The following is a 19,507-nucleotide window of genomic DNA, read 5'->3' on the forward strand; positions in this document are numbered from 1 at the left end:
AGTCAAGCACTATGGTATTTCAAACTTCAACATACGGGGGGAGACGTATTATGTTTGTTCGGGCATCTATTGAAAATTTTTTCATTATAATAACAGTTTTTTTTGATAGTGTATTACTACGATTTAATCAACAAAAAAATTTACAGCACGTTATAAGGTTATGTGTCCATTCGTTATTTAATGCTATTATTTCATCAGTATTTGGAGTTATTAGCTCGTTTCTCGGATTATGTGTCCTCTCATTATTTATAAATATGAAAACAGAGAACTTGTTTACTGGAGTTACACTTCTCACACCTTCAATTTTTTTATTTGTCTGTCTTACAGGAGTTGTATTACTAAATTTCCGAAATGAATCTTTTAGTTTACCTGGATTATTATATGTGATGTATGTATCAATTGTTATTTCAAGACCGAGAAGAGAGCTTATTCATGGAGTTATTTACTTTATAACTATTTGTATTTCTCTATGTATTATTCTATTTATAGCAATAGCATATGTTTTTGCAAAAGGTGGATATGAAATTACCGATTATTTAATAGACAAGCTTATTATTTATTCGATTTCTGCTTCATTTATTATAACTACGTTTTTGTTTAGTTACGGAACAGCTAATGAATTAATAAGAACATATCGTCAGTTTGTTTTATGGTTTATGATACTTGGGGGAATTATCGTTTTTAGTGCGTATCAAATAAACCTCACACTGTCCACAACGTCAACCCCAAACGCTGTGGCAGTCGCATCAATTATTTTTGGTCTTATTTTGACTACGCCGACAGTTGCTGATAAAGGCTTCAAGCTGTTTGAATTGTTTTCTCAATATTTTGCTGAACCAATAATGGAACATTGGAGTGAGTGTTATCAAAGATATTCTATTGATTCCTTGTTAAGAGTTCTACATAGGAAAAAGAGGGAATTTCTCCTCGAACTAAGTATTATCAAATTAGACTGGAGAATAGGAGGGAAGAGGCATTACATTGGAGCCGCCTGTGCTGGAATGATTCCCTTATTTTTTATGTGGTGGTATTTTCAAAACATCCATAATAGTAATCAATTTTTAAAGACTAATGTTGAACTTCTGTGGCAAAAATTTGTTGATTCTGTTAACGTTGATACAAAGGTTGCAGAAGGTTTAATAGCGATAGGACTAACATTTCTATTGCTTATGTTTACCGTTGTTTCTTTAATAAGGACGTACTCCCAATCTACATGGAAACAACGGTATCTTTTAGCCGGTGGTGTGATTATTGTATTTACAGTTTTTCTGGTTCTATTATCCGCTCATACTCCAATACTTGAAAATGTAATAATGAAATGGGTCTTATTATTGCTACTACCTAGTTGGATTGTAATTGGTTCTTTAGTGGAGTATGTATTTGGAATATATAGATGGATAAGAAACTAGTGATCTTATCTTAAAAGCCGTTTTAAGAGTCCTCGCAGCATGAAGACGAAGGTTGTAGGGATGAGCATGGATTGAAGCACTAGCAGCCGTATAATATGATTTTTATGTTATCCGTTCTTCGGAATTACAGAAGACTGTAGCCCAGCTAATGATTACTTAAGATAGAATTTATGGAAATAGTGTAATGAAATTCGGACATATAGGTTGTCTGCTCTTTAAAGGAGTAGACACCTTTTTTTATTGAAAAAGTAATTTCGAAAAATTAAGAAATTCAGTGTTTTGATTTTCTGATTTAGATTTGGTAAAGTGTAAACAATAGAGAAAAGTTAATTTAAGAAAGGCACGAATATATATGAGAAGACTGGATCAAATAGTCGAGTTCGTCAGTGGATCTCCGCAGTTCAGGATAACTGAAGTAAACGATCATAAAGCACCACTCTATACGTATTACAGACAATCCGAAATTGAAAATGATTTGGTTGGTCTGGATTCTAATCCTGGTGATCGGAAACAAGTGCGAACCTTTGATCAGTTGAACACGTTATGTCAGGGCGATCTTGTGTTTAGTTTGGTATCGGGAAAATCTACAATCGTTAGTGCAAGACACGAGGGTTATCTATACACACAAAACTACGTTAAGCTAATAACGGGTGAGAATGTGGACTCCAAGTATCTTGCTTACTTGCTTAATGAAGATAAATTCGTAAAAAAGCAGTTGCTATTGGGTTTACAGGGATCGCAGGTTCTAAAATATACACTAAAGCAATTGAAAGGGCTTGAATTATCTCATTTGCCCTTGATGGATAAGCAGAAGGTCATTGGTGAGCTGTATTTTAATCAATTGAGGTCGGAAGCTTTAAAAAATCGAATAACAAAGTTGGAAACGCTTTTGGTATTAGAAAGACTTGAGGAGGTCAGCAATAAATGAAAGAGAATCAGTTCGAAAGCGAGTTCATTCAGTACCTTACGAGTGGAACCATCGCACAACCGGAACATTTGGAAGGGATAAGCGACGGTGTTGTCAAAGAATCTAGTGTAGAATATATCGTGAAAACGAAACGGTGGAAGTATGAACCCACGATTAAAACAACGGAGCATCTTTGGGCTAATTTTAAGGCTATTTTGGAGCAACATAATCAAAATACACTTGAACATCCGCTAAGCGTTATGGAATTTAACCAGGTGAAGAAAATCATCTCTGATCTTCAGACGCCATATGAAGCAGGGCAGTTTTTGTATGGTTTGAACGGAGTTTCACAGGTTGAGATTGATTTGGACGATGGACGTCATGTATTTCTTACTGTATTTGATCAAAAACAAATCGGAGCTGGAGATACGATTTATCAAGTGGTGAATCAGGTGGAACGACCACCAGTTATCGCGGGTAAAGAGCTTCGGCGTTTTGACACGACACTATTAATTAATGGTCTGCCCATTATCCAGATTGAGCTAAAGATTGATACTCGTGATGTGAATGAAGCGCTGAATCAAATGAATCAATATGCAGATGAAAATCAATATCGTGATATTTTTTCAACGGTGCAAATTCTGGTGGCAATAACTCCGAACAATGTGAAGTACATGGCGAATACAACGCCGGAACAATTTAATAAGGATTTTGCTTTTAACTGGCAGCGTAAAAGTGACAATACAATTGTACGGAACTGGAAAGAGTTTGCAGACTCTATGCTTTCGATCCCAATGGCTCACCAGATGGCCACAAATTATATGATTCTGGACGGGACAAAAAATAAACAGATGCTGAAGGTTATGCGACCGTATCAAGTGTATGCAACTCAGAATGTAATTGAAGGCTTGAAACGTACAGATTTTGAGCTTGGCACGAATAAGATAGGTTACATATGGCACACAACTGGAGCAGGTAAGACCATCACAAGCTTCAAAACGGCATGGCTGGCAAGCCGGATGCCTAAAGTAGATAAGGTTGTATTTGTTGTAGATCGAATTGCTTTAACGAAGCAAACCAATGAAAATTACCAAGCCTATGATCCTGATGCAACGGAAGATACATTTGGAAGCGTTCAAAACACGGAGAATACGACAGACTTGAGTAGAAAGCTTAAAAGCAAAGACAATAGTATCATTGTTACTTCTGTTCAAAAACTGGATACGTTGGTGAAGCGCAAAACCTTTACCGCTCCAGATAAAAATATTGTGTTCATCGTAGATGAAGCCCATCGGTCAACAGGCGGTGATGCGTTTAGTAACATTCAGAAAGCTTTTAGGAGATCGGCTTGGGTAGGTTACACCGGAACACCGATGTTTGATGAAACAACAACGGGGCTTCGAACAGAAGATATTTTTGGCCCACTATTACATGCGTATACGATTCGTGAAGCCATTGCTGATCGTAATGTAATAGGATTCAAAGTTGATTTTGAGACCACCATTGACGAGAAGCAAATGAAAGAAAAATATCTTCCTGCCTTCTACCGTGAACGTTATCCCAAGTGGAGTGAGGAACGAATTCAAGACAAAATCAACAATCTCTCCCAGGAAGATATGGATGATGCTGTTGAACCGAGTTTCTATGACGAGAATCCGGATCATGTGCGATTGGTCGTCGAAGATATTTTCAAGAACTGGCGTAATCGCTCGAACGAGGGTAAGTATAATGCTTTATTCACAACTCATGTAGGTGGTGGGAGGGCAAGTACGCCAATGGCCATGATGTATTTTGATGAGTTTCAACGTGTGAATGAAGAAAACAAGAAAAATGGTGGATTAACATTAAAGGTTGCTGTGACATTCAGTCTGAATACAACCAACAATGACGGTATGCTCGCCTCCAATCAAGGTTTGTTCAGGGCTGTTACTGCGTATAATGCTGAATTTGGCACAGCTTTTGGGATGGATAACATAGCAGGATATACCCAAGACGTTGCTTCACGCTTGAATAGATCATCGGATGACAAGAAATATCTGGATATCGTGATTGTCGTGGACCAATTGTTAACGGGTTTTGATGCACCTGAGCTGAACACATTATATGTAGATCGAACTTTGAAGGGTGCGGCGTTAATTCAAGCGTATTCAAGAACAAACCGGATTGCGGATCTGCAACTGAAACCATGGGGACGTGTGGTGAATTATCGTTGGCCTGCTCAGAATGAGAAACTGATGAATAAAGCTCTTGCGATATATGCGAATAAGGATTCAGCCATTTTATCCGATGAACAATTGCGTGAATTTAATCAGAGAGAAGAAATTATTGCTAAACCTTTTGAAGAAATTTTTACAGGGGTTAAAGAGGTGGTTGAGAAGTTAGGCGACTTGACGACTGACTTTCAACAGTTGCCTCCATCGGAGAAGAAGAAGGAAGAGATGCTTGACCTGCTCCGTGAATATAACCGAGGCATGGCCAAATTAAAGCAATATAATCCCGAGGAAGTGGATGGCGAACACGTCGGATTTAATTATGATGATCCGGAGGAGTTATTAGAAAAACTGGGAATGACAGCACAGCAGGAAGTTATGCTGACAACGGTATTAACGCATGAACTCAAGTCACATATCGCAAAAGAGAAAAAAATTCCTGTGTATCAGATCGAGCTGCGAATGACACATGTGAAGGATATTAAAGTCGATTACGATTATTTGACTGATCTCGTCGAAAAATTGTTAAATCAGGTTCACGAAGGAAAAGATCAAGAAGCCAAAGAGACGCAAGAAAAAATTAATCAGTTTGCCAATGGGTTGGATGATCGCAACTATGCTACCAAGATTATTAATGCGGCTACGGCTATCGTTGAAGGATATTTTCCCCCTGTCGGCTCTAATTTCAAATATCCTGCGGATCTAAAGGGAGATAGTGAGCAGGTTATCCAGCAAGCGAGTAATATCAGCTTGGATCGTATGTTCCTGGACTTCCGGGTGAAGTGGGGGATCACGGATATTATTACGAGCGCTCAAATGCGGGAAATGTTCAGCCGCCATCGCTACGGCTTGCAAGATTTGGATGATACGGGACAGATTCGTGACATTATCGCTCAAGCTGCTGCTAACTATACGACACTTGCGCATGATGAACAGGTACAGTCCTTGCCTAAAATGAAATATCGCAATGGTTTGCGTGACGCGATTTATGAACTGGCAGATACATTGGTGGAGAGTTAATAGCGTCTAACCGTTTTAATCATGTGTATAGATGGGAGATCATGATGAAAGAAATCCAATTTTTAATATATGATGGGAATGAGAAAGTTGAAGTTCTTGTGCAGGACGATACGATCTGGGCTACGCAGAAGATTATTTCACAGCTTTTTGATGTTGGAATCCCGGCAATCAGTAAACATCTGAAGAATATTTTTCAAACGGGGGAGCTGGATGAGAAAGTGGTTGTTTCCATTTTGGAAATGACCACTCAGCATGGAGCAATAGACGGGAAAACCCAAACCAAGCCAGTAAAATATTATAATCTGGATGCTATTATTTCAATTGGCTACCGTGTCAATTCACAAAAGGCAACGAGGTTTCGAATCTGGGCCACGGATGTTCTGAAAGACTACATGCTCAAGGGATTCAAAATTGATGTTGAACGCATGAAGCAAGGTGAGCATGCGTTTGGCAAGGATTATTTCCGTGAGCTCATTGAAACAGTTCGTTCTATTCGAGCAAGTGAACGACGGATCTGGCAGCAGATATCAGATGTATTTGCGGAAATTTCATACGACTATGACAAGAATGCAGATATTACCAAGAAGTTGTATGCAACTGTTCAGAACAAGTTTCACTATGCCATAACAGGTAAAACGGCTGCTGAGATTGTCTATAATAGCGCCGATAAAGAGAAAGAGCACATGGGACTTACATCCTGGAAGAACTCGCCCGATGGCCGAATCCTACAATCCGATGTAACTGTTGCGAAGAATTACTTAACCGAAAAGCAAATCCGCAGTCTGGAGCGGAACGTATCCGCTTATTTTGATTATGTGGAGCGACTTCTCGAAGATGAGGTTTTATTGGGCATGCAGGACTTTGCCAAAAGCATTGATGAATTCTTAACATTTAATCGCTATGAAATTCTGGATGGGAATGGTCGTATATCACAAAAGGCGGCGAAGGAAAAGGCGATTGGCGAGTATAATGAATTTAACAAACATCAAAAAATAGTTTCTGACTTTGATCGAGTCATTAAGACGATACAGGGAGAGCAGCAATGAGCGAACATAAAGAAAATGTACCTAAAATAAGGTTTCCTGGATTTAACGGAGCTTGGGAACCCCGTAGGTTGGGGGATGTTACTAATTACATTAAAGGTTTCGCATTTAAATCTACAGACTATAAAGAAACTGGAGTCCGAATAATAAGAGTTTCTGATTTATCTAAAGATGATATAAAAGATACCTCTGACAAAATTTTCATTGATATTGATGAGTATCATTCTTATGAAAAATATAAGATTAATCATGAGGATATTATTATAACTACGGTTGGTTCAAAAGCCGAAATGAAGGATTCAGCTGTTGGGAGACCAATTATTTCAAAAGGAAAAGAAAATTACTTGTTGAATCAAAACTTAGTAAAAATAAATCCTAAACATGAATTCAAAAGTTATTTTATTTATTGTCAGTTATTGCAACCTAATTATAGTAATTATCTCGCTATGATCGAACGTGGAAATGCGAATCAAGCAAATATTGCAATTTCATCAACGTAAGTTAGATAAGGTTAAAAATCTGAAGGCTGGATTGCTTCAAAAAATGTTCCCGAAAAATGGCGAGAGTTTTCCTGAAATTCGTTTTCCTGGATTTACGGATGCGTGGGAAAAGCAAAGGTTAGGGGAAGTTGTTGATGTTTGGAGCGGAAAAGACTATAAACATCTCTCAGAAGGCACAATCCCTGTTTACGGAACAGGTGGATACATGCTGAGTGTTAACGAAGCCTTATCCCAAGATGAGGACGCAATTGGCATTGGACGAAAAGGAACAATAGATAAACCTTACCTTCTTAAAGCGCCATTTTGGACAGTTGATACTTTGTTTTATGCGGTTCCAAGGACTAATAGTGATTTGAATTTTATATTTTGTATTTTTCAAAAAATTGATTGGAAGAAAAAAGATGAGTCAACCGGAGTTCCAAGTTTGTCAAAAGCAACTATAAATGATACACAAATTTTAATAACAAAAAATGAAGAACAAAAAGCCATTGGTGCTTTTTTTACTCATCTTGACAACCTTATCACCCTACATCAGCGTAAGTTGAAACATCTGCAAGAACAGAAGAAGGCACTGCTTCACCAAATGTTTGTTTGATCGGAGGTTTAAACTATGGCTCTCGAAAACAAGTTAGGCATTACCGATGCTGCGGAACTTGCTCGTGTTGAAGAAAAAATCAGCAAGAGAATAGCTCTTGAAATGTTTGAGACGGGCTTGCTGGATACATTAGAAGCTGGAACATTTAAGGCGTTATCCCATATTCACAAGTGTCTGTTTGAAGAAATTTATGATTTTGCTGGCAAAGTACGTGAGGTCAACATAGCCAAGGGTGGTTTTCGGTTCGCACCGGTGATGTACCTAGAAGCTGCACTCGAGAATATCTCTAAAATGCCGCAGTCCACCTTTGAGGAAATCATCGAAAAATATGTTGAGATGAACGTGGCTCATCCTTTTCGAGAGGGGAACGGGAGAAGTACAAGAATATGGCTTGACTCCATCTTGAAAAAGGAAATCAGGCAAGTTGTTGATTGGAGTAAGGTTGATAAAGAAGACTATCTGTTAGCTATGGAAAGAAGCCCCATCAAAGATGTCGAGATCAAGTTTCTTCTTAAAGCAGCACTTACAGATCAGATCAATGATCGTGAAATTTATATGAAAGGCATCGACGCGAGCTATCATTACGAGGGTTACTATGTGTATAAGACAGAAGATCTCCATAACGAGCAGTAAATGGAGCGATTGTATATCTAGGAGGAAGTAAATAAATGAGCAATAATCTACAAGCTATTACAACTAAACTGTGGGCGATGGCGAATGAGCTACGTGGAAGCATGGATGCCGCAGAATATAAAAACTATATTTTAGCTTTTATGTTCTATCGTTATCTGTCCGAGCATCAGGAACAATATTTGGTTGAAAACCATGTTCTTGATGTTACGGAGGGTGAAGCTGTGAATAAAGCCTATCTGGAACAAGCGAATGGTGAGGATTTGAAGGATTATCTGGAGGATATTTCTTCAAGTCTGGGTTATGCGATTGCCCCACTGGATACGTGGGAATCTTTAGTTCACAAGATTGAGAATAGCATGGTGATCCCAAGTGATTATCAGACACTTTTTGATAACTTTAATAAAAATGCTGAATTAAATCAGGAAGCGGCGAAAGATTTCCGCGGTGTATTTAACGATATCAATCTTGGGGATTCACGTCTGGGCTCTTCCACCAATGAACGGGCGAAATCATTGAACCGCATTGTAAAGCTCGTTGATGGGATCAGCTACAAAGGCGAAGATAACAAGGATATACTTGGCGCAATCTACGAATACCTGATCGGTCAGTTTGCAGCAAGTGCAGGTAAAAAGGGTGGTGAGTTCTACACGCCCCATGAAGTGTCTAAAGTGTTGGCTAAAATCGTGACTGATGGTGTTCAAGCATCCGATAATACATTCGCTGTCTACGACCCGACATGTGGATCAGGCTCATTGCTGTTAACCGTAAAAGGTGAGTTGCCTGATGGGGATCGGCCGGGAGCAATCAAGTTCTATGGGCAGGAAAAAAATACCACAACCTACAACTTGGCTCGTATGAACCTGATGATGCATGGTGTTTCATTTAACAATATGACGCTTTCTAATGCCGACACCCTCGAAAGCGATTGGCCGGATGGAGTAGATCGGCAAGGCATTGATCACCCACGTTCTTTTGATGCGGTGGTTGCAAACCCGCCGTATTCTGCGCATTGGGACAACAGTGAAACAAAACTCAAAGATCCACGGTTCAAGGAGTATGGTAAGCTTGCCCCTCGAACAAAGGCGGATTATGCATTTATTTTACACAGTATATATCATCTGAATGAGACAGGCACGATGGCCATTGTACTACCGCATGGTGTTTTATTCCGAGGCGCAGCCGAAGGTACAATTCGTCAAACCATTATCGAGAAAAACTATTTGGATACGGTTATAGGGTTGCCAGCTAACTTATTCTACGGCGTATCGATTCCAACGACTATATTGGTCTTCAAGAAAAATCGTACTGTAAAAGACATTTTGTTCATTGACGCAAGCAATGAGTTCGAGAAAGGTAAAAATCAGAATAAACTTACGAATGATAACATTCAGAAGATTATTGAAACGTACCAAAATCGTGTCGATGTTGATAAATATGCTCATGTGGCATCCTTGGAAGAAATTAAAGAGAACGAATATAACTTAAATATTCCCCGCTACGTGGATACGTTCGAAGAAGAGCAAACCATTGACCTTGCCGAAGTGAATAGGTTATTAGAGCAAGATCGAAAAGAGATCGCCGAACTTGAGGCTAAGATCAATGAGCAGCTGAAAATATTGGGTGTGCATATGTAAGAGTTGGTGTAAAAGGGTCAGGGATATTATTTTTTTCTTGTCTCTCTAACCTTACTTATCAGAAAGCTAGTGGTTCATAAGTGGAATGATTAAACCAATAGAACTAAGTGAGGTAATTATGGGGAGAAGCCAAAAAAATAATAATCAAAACAATTTTAAGGGTAAAGTAAACTTTCATGGACCGGCACAAATTGCTGCAGGAGATATAATTAATCACCATGTACCAAATACCAATAATCAAGAGGCTAATTATACGCCTGAACCAGTATGGCGAAGCCCATTTACTATGGCTATTTTATCGTGGATTAGCTTTGTTATAACAGTTGGTGGATTGATTCCTATTGTTGTTAAAATGGTGAAAAATAGTTTAGATATTTTCAATGGAGAATTGAAGCCAGTAGTAGGTTTGAATTTTCAATATATTTAATGGCATTTGTAATTCTGATTATCTTACTTGTGATACTTCTTAGTCTTAGAAGAATTGCTAAAACCGAAACGAGGCATCCCTTATTTTTCAATTTTGCAATTAATGGATACGATAATAGGTTGACATTGGAAAAAATACATTCGCACAAATGTCCTAAATGTGGTGGAAAGATGAAATATTATAACAGACCAGTGGACTGGATATATGAATATAGCAATGATGGAAGTAGCAAACGCAGAGTTACACAAAGAGTTCCTGCATTAGAGTGTAAGCGAAATCCAAATGAGCATTGGTACAAGGTTGACCCTGCAGAAGATATGTTGTAATTCTGTAGTTGGGTTAGGTAATCAACATTGTAAAATACAAGATTGAAAAGAGCATATTACGAAACAGAGGAAACCCGGATTGAGTATAGATCAATCCGGGTTTTGTTGTTCCCATTGACTTACCTATGTTCCATCAATCTACGTTAAAATGCACGATTGCACTATATAACATCTTGTTGCGAAAAGGGTCAAACGTTACTTGATGTTGAACTTGCTTCACGCGCAGCATTAATGCTTTGTTCATTCCGATTCGTTCTTCGATCGCTCGTTCGAGTTCACGGAAGTCATAAGCCTGCAAGCATTCGACTTTGTCTTTGATCATATCCAGTGAAATTTCCATCTATAATTCAGGCCTCCTTAAAATCTCGATTTGCAGGTTAAAAGCCTGTCGAGCTTCATTTTAGAGGAGCTTTTCCAGTTCGGCAAGAGCAATCGGGCTGAAAATCTAATAAAGACGTGATAAAATCGGGAAAGGGCATTTCGAGATCATCGAACGTTCAATAATCTGAAGATCTAATGGAAGTAATAACAGATACTGCTGTTTGAACAAAGTTACATTTGCATGGTATAAGTGAAGAAGCAAGGACAGCATAATGTGAATTGCAACGAAAACTGTTAATGTTAATTCTAATGTAGATGATAGGCAAGCAGATGCAAAAGAGTTACGTTTTATTATTATTAATGAGGACAGAGACTGTCCTGGAATGTATAGAGGAGCTTTTGAGATGACAAAGGAAAACTTTTGGCGTGAATTGCCACGACCATTTTTTATACTGGCACCCATGGAAGATGTGACGGATGTTGTGTTTCGGCATGTCGTAAGTGAAGCGGGCAGACCGGATGTGTTTTTTACGGAGTTTGCGAACACAGAGAGTTATTGTCACCCGGAGGGGCACCATAGCGTGCGCGGGCGTCTGACTTTTACAGCGGACGAACAGCCGATTGTGGCTCATATCTGGGGAGATAAACCGGAATTCTTTCGTGAGATGAGTATCGGTATGGCGAAAGAAGGCTTTAAAGGCATCGATATTAATATGGGTTGTCCGGTAGCGAATGTAGCCGAGAATGGAAAAGGAAGCGGCTTGATCTGCCGGCCAGCCCTTGCGGCGGAGATTATTCAGGCGGCGAAAGCCGGGGGGCTGCCGGTCAGTGTAAAAACGCGTCTAGGATTTACTGAGGTCGACGAATGGCGCGACTGGTTGACCCATATTTTGCAACAGGACATTGTGAATCTGTCCATTCACTTGCGGACGAGAGAAGAAATGAGCAAAGTAGACGCTCACTGGGAACTGATTCCGGAGATTAAGAAGCTTCGTGATGAGATAGCGCCCAATACTCTGCTGACGATTAATGGGGATATTCCTGACCGTGAGACAGGCCTTAGACTAGCTGAGCAATATGGTGTGGATGGCATTATGATAGGACGCGGTATTTTCCAGAATCCGTTTGCGTTTGAGAAGGAGCCAAGGGAACACAGTAGTGAGGAATTGCTTGATCTGCTACGGCTGCATTTGGATCTCCATGATCAATATTCCGAGCTTGAACCGCGTTCGTTCAGCCCGCTGGCCCGTTTTTTCAAAATCTATGTTCGTGGCTTCCGTGGTGCTAGTGAGCTGAGAAACAGCTTGATGAACGCCAAAACCACTTCTAAAGTACGCGAATTGCTTGATGAGTTTGAAAGTAATGAACAGGCAGAGTAGAGTAAGACGTAATCATGGATACGGAGTATGATTCAGGTAGATTTAATAGCAAAAAAAGAAGCGGTAACTCTTCCGCTTCTTTTTTTTGCTTTGCTGTTTAACGCGAATACTCTGGCTTTTCCATGGCGACCGGCTGAGGATTCGCGAGTACCCATAATACTGCTAACTCGGATAATCTGGCAGGCGCATCAAAATCGTATCCATTGCGAAGCCTGCTGACCAAGTCTGCTGCCTCTTGGAGCAGTGCCGGGGCGAGTGGCGCACCAGTGCCCAGGTAATGAATCAGTGCATCTAGCATCTTGCGATACTCCGCATCCCAGTTTCCACCGCCATTATCCAATACTTCATGGGACACACGTCCTGTGATACGGATGACCTCTCCCTGCACCGTTTGAGCGTGGCCTTGGGCCGGAATGAGATATTCCCACAGCTCTTGGTGCTGTTTATTCCAAGTGGTTGCCTTTACCTGAATGGGGGTAGTCCCATCGTGCATGATCCGATTCGCTACCGGCTCAACATCAAATAACTGGTACAGTTTGATCAGCGCGTCTGAAACTTCATCGACCTTGTCCTTATTGAACTTCTCACGGACGAATTCAAAATCCTTACCGATCCGCTTCACCGATTCTTTCATATCCGGGGTGACCGATGCTCCGGCATCCAGAAGAATTGCGGCAATAACTATATCGCTATTCCTGCAATTGACTAACCCCTTAGCTAATGGTGTATTTCCCTGTTTATTTTCTACGTTAATAGTAGCGCCATGGTTTACCAACTCTTGAACCACTTTGGTTCTATACCCATTGACCGCTGCATGTAACGGTGTTTCATTTTGGTAATCCACAGCGTCCAGATCCGCACCTAATTCAATGAACAGGGGTACATTTCCTGACCAGTGTGAGGCATGGGCATGTAAAGGCGTGCGTTGATATTTGTCGCGTGCATTAATATCTGCCCCTTGCTCTACCAGCCAGCGAACCAATTCATCCGAAATATGCCGAAAACTGAGGGCCGTACCTTTGCTGTAGCCCCCACGGGCATCCCATTCGTATTGCTCGAAAACCTCTTTTACGTTAGCGGTATCATTATCTTTAACGAGTTTTTCCATATGAGCAGGTAAGATTGCTTTCTTAGTAGCCATTACACTCTTCCTCTCCTTTGTGAATAACAACGTATGTTCCAATGGTAGGCTATGACGATTTAATAGTAAGTAGATAATTTTCTGCAATTTTATCATATAGGGGAATTTAAAACCAATAACTGGGTTTCTTCCATCATCAATTTGGTTTGCTATGTTATAATTTAGATGAATGTTGATACTGGAGACGGATTGAAAAATACTTGAAATGATCGCCGCACTTCGGGCGGTAGGCTTTTGATAATAGGAGGATCTATGTCCTGGAGCAAATTGAAGCAACAACTGGAGAGTTTCCTTAGTCCCGCGTTAGTTGGAAGGGTGGAGTACCGTGCTACCAGCTATCGCTATTCACTTGATAAATCAGGCAATTGTTATATTACCGTAGATAAAAAGAATGTACTCAACATGAGTGATGCAACAACCTCAATCCGATGGTATCAGACAGAGCAGGAGATCAAGAACGATCCGGAGATCATGATTCCTGTGAGCCATGAAGAGATTGAAGCTATTCGAAAAGATTCCAAAGGACCCGTTCCCGAGGATCGTCTTCAAGTCATGGCAAGAAGCAGAAAAATCTCCGTACATGCCAAAGATCTTTTGTTGGCTCAGACCGCACTCAGTAAATCGAATTTTACCGTTGCAGCCACGACGTATTTATCGACTTCTATAGAGGATAATCTGGAGAGCAAGGATATCTTGTTTAATATTCTGGCTTTAATGGACAGACGAGTTGGAAAAAAGCGAATTCTGAACATGTCGGAGCAGGTCAAATTAAAGCATCCTGCCGTTCAGTATTTCTATGAATTACGACGAAGTACGTTGTGAAATGGAATAACTTTTGATATAGCTTTTAACTATAACCAGTTATGGTTTTTAAGTATCCCTTCTAACTCCACTCCGCGTGATATGATATCGGTATACAACGAGGGGGTTATTTACATGACTGATAAGTTCCAGATCGTAGGAAGTTTATTGCGGCCGGATGAGCTGCTGAAATATAAAACGCAAATTGAACATAATGATGATATCCAATATCCGTTCTATGAAAACTACGAAGGATATGAGAAGTGCGAGACGGAGGCAATCAAACAAGTTGTGGCAAAGGAAATCGAACATAACTTGTCCGTTGTTACCGATGGCGAATTCTCCAAATCGATGTGGCATTTGGACTTTGTATGGGGATTTGGCGGGGTGAAGCGTTACATCGCGGATCACGGCTATTTTTTTAAGAGACGTGGACGGAACGTCGAAATATGAAACACGCAAAGATATTGGACTGCGGATCACTGATAAATTGAGCGGAAAGAATCATCATTTCATTCAGCTGTTTCAACAACTGCAAGACACGGCTGGCGAGCAACAAACGAAACTTTGTGTACCATCGCCTTCCCATATTTTCGGTGAGCTTTCCTGGTCGGATAACATTGGCGGTACGGATTCCATTTATCAGAACAAACAGGAACTCAAAGAGGGTCTTGTGATTGCGTATAAGGAATTCGTCGAAGAATTCGCTGCTATAGGCGGTAAAATCCTGCAATTTGATGATTGCTTGTGGGAACTGTTTGCAGACGACAACCCGAACTCTCCGTTTACAGGGGAGCATATTAATCAAGATGAAGTACAGGGACTGGCTACCGAATTCATTGATATTAACAATACCGTGATTGACTTCGGTCATAGCCTGGGCTTGAAAATGTGGACACATAACTGCCGCGGCAATTATGATTCCCGCAACATGGGCGGTGGATCGTATGTGAAAATCGCCAATCTGTTCTTGAAGCAATTAAAGTATGACCGTTTCTTCCTGGAGTGGGATGATGACCGCGCGGGTTCGCTTGAAGCGTTGGAAGTGTTCAAGGACAGACCCGAAACGGAAATTGTACTAGGTCTGCTTTCATCTAAAACAAGTACACTTGATGATGAAATACGCGTTGTCCGTTTGCTGGACGAAGCTTCCAAAATTATCGATAAGGATCGGCTGCTGCTGTCTCACCAATGCGGCTTTGCATCTTGTGATGGTGGTAACGAATTAAGCGAAGCTCAGCAATGGGCGAAGATTGATCAAGGGCAGAAGATTGCGAAGCAATATTGGGGCAGCACGGTCTAGGATTCAAGCTGAATGTATTCTGACCTTATAAATACATTGCTCGTTCAATATTGTTCTGTACGATAATGAAACGGCGACTTTTCCTCTGGAATCTATCCAGGGAGAAGCCACCGTATTTGTTGTGGAACGTACGTATGGGTACGTTCTCATTTCTATAACTTTTTTAAACTAATGATGAGGCATGTCATTCTTTATTTCTGTAATTCACGCTGTGCCAGCCATTCCTTTTTCAACAAAGCATATTGATACGTATTCTCGTATTTCGGTGTGCCGTCCTCATTTTTGACAAATGAAATGAACTCCAAAAAAAGACCTTCCCGGCGCATGCCCAGCTTCTCACACAGTTTCTGAGAACGGAAGTTATCATCCTCGACATAGGCGTACAGTCTTCTTATTCCCTGTTCCATAAAGAGATGCTCGATGAAAGCATTGGCGCTCTCACTGGCGTACCCTTTTCCTTCAAATCTTCCATTAAAATTCCAACCAATACTATACGTATCTGAATTTGAATCTTTATCCGTATCGGAATCCCGATCTTCCCTCATACCAAACAGCTCACCGATCAGCTCGTTACTGTCTTTCAGGCAAACCGCGATGTGGGAATCGTCACTGCTTCTTTTTGCGGCCTCTGCCGCCGCATCTTCCAATGTTGAAATTCGTTGATCCATAAAACAATTCACTCTGGGATTTGCTGTGTATTCCAACAGTCCGGCTGCGTCCGTTACGGTGAAATTTCTCAGGATTAATCGATTGGTTTTAAGTATTTGCATAAGATGATATACCTCCGGTTTTCATATCAATAGATTGGCTTTGTTCATGTTGTATCTCTTTTTATTTTACGAGACTCCCTATTCGTACTATAACTGGGTATAGCCTTAGGTTTGGCTTTGGTACTGTCTGACTGAGAGAACAATCCCACCAATTTCTCTCTGTAGATATAACCGAGTACAAACCCGATTACAGCGATAACGGAAATAATAATGGCGATTGTGTATTGTTGCATATGAATCGTGGACCCTACAACGGTAGATGCGATGATCCACGGCAGACGACCGACGATAAGGATCGTGAAGAACCTAAACGAACTAATCGATGTAAGTGCGGCGACAAATACAAGCATGTCTTTGGGCAAGCCGGGAATCACGAAAAAGATAAATAAAAAAGCGGAGAACTTCTTCTCATCATGAATTAACGACACCCACTTATTATTTTTCTTTTGCATTAGTCGTGAAATATAGGCGCGACCGATGTAACGGGTGAAATAAAAGGCGATCGCTGAGCCTATAATCAAGCCTATTGTAGTATACAAGGACCCAATTGTAACCCCATAGATATAACCGCCTGCAACTTGTACCACTTCTCCTGGAATAGGTGCAACCACGATCTGAAGAATCTGGAATAAAATAAACATGACCGGACCCCAATGGCCTGTTGAATGAATATACGCTCTGAAATTGTCCAGGGAAGACATGATTTTAATAATGGCAGGAGAATAATACACCAGTAGACCAATAGATAACATGATGAAAAGACCCAACAATATGTTAATCATTACTTTTTTCGAAGTTTGTGGCATTCCTGACGACCCCTTTGTGTAATAACTTCTACATATTTACAGTATAAGACGGAATTATTAAGAGATACCTACATAACTTCTGAAGAATTCTTAAGTCGATTGTATTTGCTGGTAGTCGCTAATAGCGCATATTATACTGAAATTAGACGGAGGGATCAGATGAGCAAGAAAATTCTAATTGCTGATGATAACAGTGAAATTCGTGAAATTGTAAGGATTTTGTTAGAGAGTGAGAATTATGAAGTAATTGAAGCGATAGATGGTCAAGATGCGATTGATAAAGTGAACGAAGAGACGGATCTCATTATTTTGGATATGATGATGCCCAATAAATCGGGGCTGAAGGCGTGTCTGGAGATTCGTGAAAAAACAAGCGCACCGATCCTGTTTCTCACAGCGAAAACGCAGGATTCTGACAAACAATTGGCCTTTTCCTCAGGCAGTGATGACTTTTTGTCCAAACCCTTTTCCTATACAGAACTTGTTTCGCGGGTGAAGGCTTTACTGCGGAGATATTATGTTTATCGGGGCAAGGAGAAGAGGGATGAAACGGACCAAATTATCGTTAACGATCTTACCGTCCATCAGGATTCAAAAACGGTGTTTGTGGGAGAGAAGGAAATCGCTTTAACTGAAATTGAATACCAGATTTTGCTGTTGCTGGCTAAGAAACGACGTAAGGTGTTTTCGGCGGAAAACATATATGAGAGTGTGTGGGGCCAACCCTACTTTTATACATGTAATAACACGGTCATGGTTCATATTCGTAATTTGAGAGGCAAACTGGAGGCTGACCCGCAGAACCCTAAATATGTGAAGACCGTTTGGGGGAAGGGGTACAAAATTGAATAGATTACTAATGGGAAAAAAGCTGAAGATTAAACTGGTTCTGGCGGTTGTCATTTCTTTGGTCATTTCCATAATTGCATTCGTTATTTTACAAGTTGTTGGCGAGACGGTATTGGATAGTTATTTAAGCAAGTCCACCTTTGTGGAGAACAGACAGCGGGATGCGCTTGATCGATTCGAAGCATTTGTGACTGACCAGAACGTAGAGACGAGGGACCATGAGCAGTTGTCTGCCTGGGTTAGCAGGGAGCGGTATTTGAATCTGTATATTTTTGTTAAAGATCAATTGATCTATTCCTCAAACATAGGGATTGATCCTGCCATTAATGAGGAGCTGTTAACTCAATTCGTGCCATCGAAAATACCCATCACCACCATCCATTTTGCGGATCAGGATGCCCAGATATACTTGGTTAGCTTTTATGAGTATCAATATTACAACCTCATTCTGATTATTGGTGTTTTCATAGCGGCCATTGTGTTCATTGTTTCCTTTCTACTGATGATTAATAAGAAGACATCTTATATTGGCGTGCTTGAACAAGAGATCAAAATTCTTGAAGGTGGAAATTTGGATTATTCGATTACGATATCGGGAAAGGATGAACTGTCATCTCTGGCCCAGAGTATTGATGAGATGAGGAAATCATTTGTGGAGCGGCTGGGCAGCGAGGAGAGGGTCAGGATGGCCAACCGTGAATTGATCACGGCGATTTCCCATGATTTGCGAACGCCACTCACGATTCTATTAGGATATATGGATATCATAGAGCTCAACAAATATAAGACACATGAGGATCTGTTGCAGTATATTCATAATAGCCGGGAGAAGGCCTATCAGATCAAAGTGCTGTCGGACAAACTATTCGAATATTTTACGGTATCCTCGGCCGCTGAAGAAGAGGAAGTAGAATTTGAAATGTATGAGGGCAGAGCGCTTATCGATCAACTCATAGATGAGCAATTAGTGGTTTTGGACGATATAGATGTGCAGGTTCAGACAGATGCAAATCATGAGAGTTTTTTGTTGGAAATCAATCTGGTCGCCATGCGTCGCGTAATGGATAACATATTTTCAAATATTCGAAAATACGCCGATCCAGGGCATCCCGTTCATATCCAGATTTCTTTGAAGCAACAATGGGTCATTCTTGGGGTGAAGAATAAGATTAAACGTGTCGGGAAGAAGAAAGATAGCAACGAAATTGGGCTCGTTAGTTGTCAGAAAATGATCCAGCAGCACAACGGAACGTTGACGGTGTCGCAGGAAGAAGATATCTTTTCACTACAGATTACGCTACCTGTCACCCATCATCTTCATTAAATCAGCACAAACGATGTACGACAACATTACTCTTGATCCGCAATAGCCGCTTTAAATAATTCAACATTTTTATTCCTGTTGAAGGGGGAGCTGTTGATGACAACAAGCC

Annotated in this window: 17 protein-coding genes and 1 pseudogene; 14 read left to right on the forward strand and 4 right to left on the reverse strand. The window is 40.5% G+C overall.

Annotation, left to right across the window (positions count from 1 at the left end):
* The first annotated feature begins 50 nt into the window (after positions 1-50).
* The 9 genes from AC1S8V_RS04120 to AC1S8V_RS04160 all read left to right on the forward strand — a co-directional run bounded on the left by AC1S8V_RS04120 (position 51) and on the right by AC1S8V_RS04160 (position 10,378).
* The gene (locus AC1S8V_RS04120; RefSeq protein WP_482072542.1) at positions 51-1,409 is read left to right on the forward strand and encodes a hypothetical protein; all 1,359 of its coding nucleotides are present in this window, start codon (positions 51-53) and stop codon (positions 1,407-1,409) included.
* A 352-nt stretch (positions 1,410-1,761) separates the two neighbouring features.
* On the forward strand, positions 1,762-2,337 hold the full coding sequence (locus AC1S8V_RS04125; protein WP_482072543.1) for a restriction endonuclease subunit S domain-containing protein: 576 nt from the start codon (positions 1,762-1,764) through the stop codon (positions 2,335-2,337).
* Positions 2,334-5,546 carry a type I restriction endonuclease subunit R gene (locus AC1S8V_RS04130; RefSeq protein WP_482072544.1) on the forward strand — a complete coding sequence of 1,071 codons (3,213 nt, stop codon included), beginning with the start codon at positions 2,334-2,336 and terminating at the stop codon, positions 5,544-5,546. Before AC1S8V_RS04125 ends, AC1S8V_RS04130 begins: the two co-directional genes overlap by 4 nt.
* A gap of 41 nt (positions 5,547-5,587) precedes the next feature.
* Positions 5,588-6,592 carry a RhuM family protein gene (gene rhuM, locus AC1S8V_RS04135; RefSeq protein WP_482072545.1) on the forward strand — a complete coding sequence of 335 codons (1,005 nt, stop codon included), beginning with the start codon at positions 5,588-5,590 and terminating at the stop codon, positions 6,590-6,592.
* A complete protein-coding gene (locus tag AC1S8V_RS04140) occupies positions 6,589-7,089 on the forward strand; it encodes a restriction endonuclease subunit S (RefSeq protein WP_482072546.1) in 501 nt (166 codons plus the stop codon). Before rhuM ends, AC1S8V_RS04140 begins: the two co-directional genes overlap by 4 nt.
* The gene (locus AC1S8V_RS04145) at positions 7,070-7,684 is read left to right on the forward strand and encodes a restriction endonuclease subunit S (RefSeq protein ID WP_482072547.1); all 615 of its coding nucleotides are present in this window, start codon (positions 7,070-7,072) and stop codon (positions 7,682-7,684) included. The genes AC1S8V_RS04140 and AC1S8V_RS04145 overlap by 20 nt, the downstream gene beginning before the upstream one ends.
* Before the next feature lie 15 nt (positions 7,685-7,699).
* The gene (gene fic / locus AC1S8V_RS04150) at positions 7,700-8,317 is read left to right on the forward strand and encodes a protein adenylyltransferase Fic (protein WP_482072548.1); all 618 of its coding nucleotides are present in this window, start codon (positions 7,700-7,702) and stop codon (positions 8,315-8,317) included.
* 35 nt (positions 8,318-8,352) lie between these two features.
* Entirely contained in the window at positions 8,353-9,951 is a 1,599-nt protein-coding gene (locus tag AC1S8V_RS04155) for a type I restriction-modification system subunit M (protein WP_482072549.1), read from the forward strand.
* An 85-nt stretch (positions 9,952-10,036) separates the two neighbouring features.
* Complete coding sequence (locus AC1S8V_RS04160; RefSeq protein WP_482072550.1) at positions 10,037-10,378, forward strand: hypothetical protein; 342 nt, start codon at positions 10,037-10,039, stop codon at positions 10,376-10,378.
* Positions 10,379-10,837: 459 nt separating this feature from the next.
* On the opposite strand, the gene AC1S8V_RS04165 is transcribed toward AC1S8V_RS04160, so the two are convergent.
* Positions 10,838-11,044 (reverse strand): DUF2536 family protein, encoded by a 207-nt coding sequence (locus AC1S8V_RS04165; protein ID WP_076215046.1) that lies wholly within the window; start codon positions 11,042-11,044, stop codon positions 10,838-10,840.
* A 385-nt stretch (positions 11,045-11,429) separates the two neighbouring features.
* Here AC1S8V_RS04165 and AC1S8V_RS04170 point away from each other — a divergent pair, with 385 nt between their 5' ends.
* Positions 11,430-12,404 carry a tRNA dihydrouridine synthase gene (locus AC1S8V_RS04170; protein WP_482072551.1) on the forward strand — a complete coding sequence of 325 codons (975 nt, stop codon included), beginning with the start codon at positions 11,430-11,432 and terminating at the stop codon, positions 12,402-12,404.
* A gap of 97 nt (positions 12,405-12,501) precedes the next feature.
* Here the strand turns inward: AC1S8V_RS04170 and AC1S8V_RS04175 are convergent, their stop codons facing one another.
* Positions 12,502-13,545 carry an ankyrin repeat domain-containing protein gene (locus AC1S8V_RS04175; protein WP_482072552.1) on the reverse strand — a complete coding sequence of 348 codons (1,044 nt, stop codon included), beginning with the start codon at positions 13,543-13,545 and terminating at the stop codon, positions 12,502-12,504.
* A gap of 252 nt (positions 13,546-13,797) precedes the next feature.
* On the opposite strand from AC1S8V_RS04175, the gene AC1S8V_RS04180 reads away from it, so the two are divergent.
* Positions 13,798-14,367: an SF0329 family protein gene (locus AC1S8V_RS04180; RefSeq protein WP_482072553.1), complete on the forward strand. Its 570-nt coding sequence runs from the start codon at positions 13,798-13,800 to the stop codon at positions 14,365-14,367.
* Between the two features lie 114 nt (positions 14,368-14,481).
* Positions 14,482-15,649: pseudogene (locus tag AC1S8V_RS04185) on the forward strand (uroporphyrinogen decarboxylase/cobalamine-independent methonine synthase family protein).
* 191 nt (positions 15,650-15,840) lie between these two features.
* On the opposite strand, the gene AC1S8V_RS04190 reads toward AC1S8V_RS04185, so the two are convergent.
* Both AC1S8V_RS04190 and AC1S8V_RS04195 read right to left on the reverse strand, forming a co-directional pair.
* Entirely contained in the window at positions 15,841-16,419 is a 579-nt protein-coding gene (locus AC1S8V_RS04190; RefSeq protein ID WP_482072554.1) for a GNAT family N-acetyltransferase, read from the reverse strand.
* 44 nt (positions 16,420-16,463) lie between these two features.
* Positions 16,464-17,225, reverse strand: coding sequence for a TVP38/TMEM64 family protein (locus AC1S8V_RS04195; protein ID WP_482072555.1), 762 nt, complete (start codon positions 17,223-17,225; stop codon positions 16,464-16,466).
* Positions 17,226-17,384: 159 nt separating this feature from the next.
* On the opposite strand from AC1S8V_RS04195, the gene AC1S8V_RS04200 reads away from it, so the two are divergent.
* A complete protein-coding gene (locus tag AC1S8V_RS04200; RefSeq protein ID WP_482072556.1) occupies positions 17,385-18,077 on the forward strand; it encodes a response regulator transcription factor in 693 nt (230 codons plus the stop codon).
* A 7-nt stretch (positions 18,078-18,084) separates the two neighbouring features.
* On the forward strand, positions 18,085-19,398 hold the full coding sequence (locus AC1S8V_RS04205) for a sensor histidine kinase (RefSeq protein ID WP_482072557.1): 1,314 nt from the start codon (positions 18,085-18,087) through the stop codon (positions 19,396-19,398).
* Positions 19,399-19,507 lie beyond the last annotated feature (109 nt).

Source organism: Paenibacillus sp. B46(2026) (assembly GCF_056786355.1).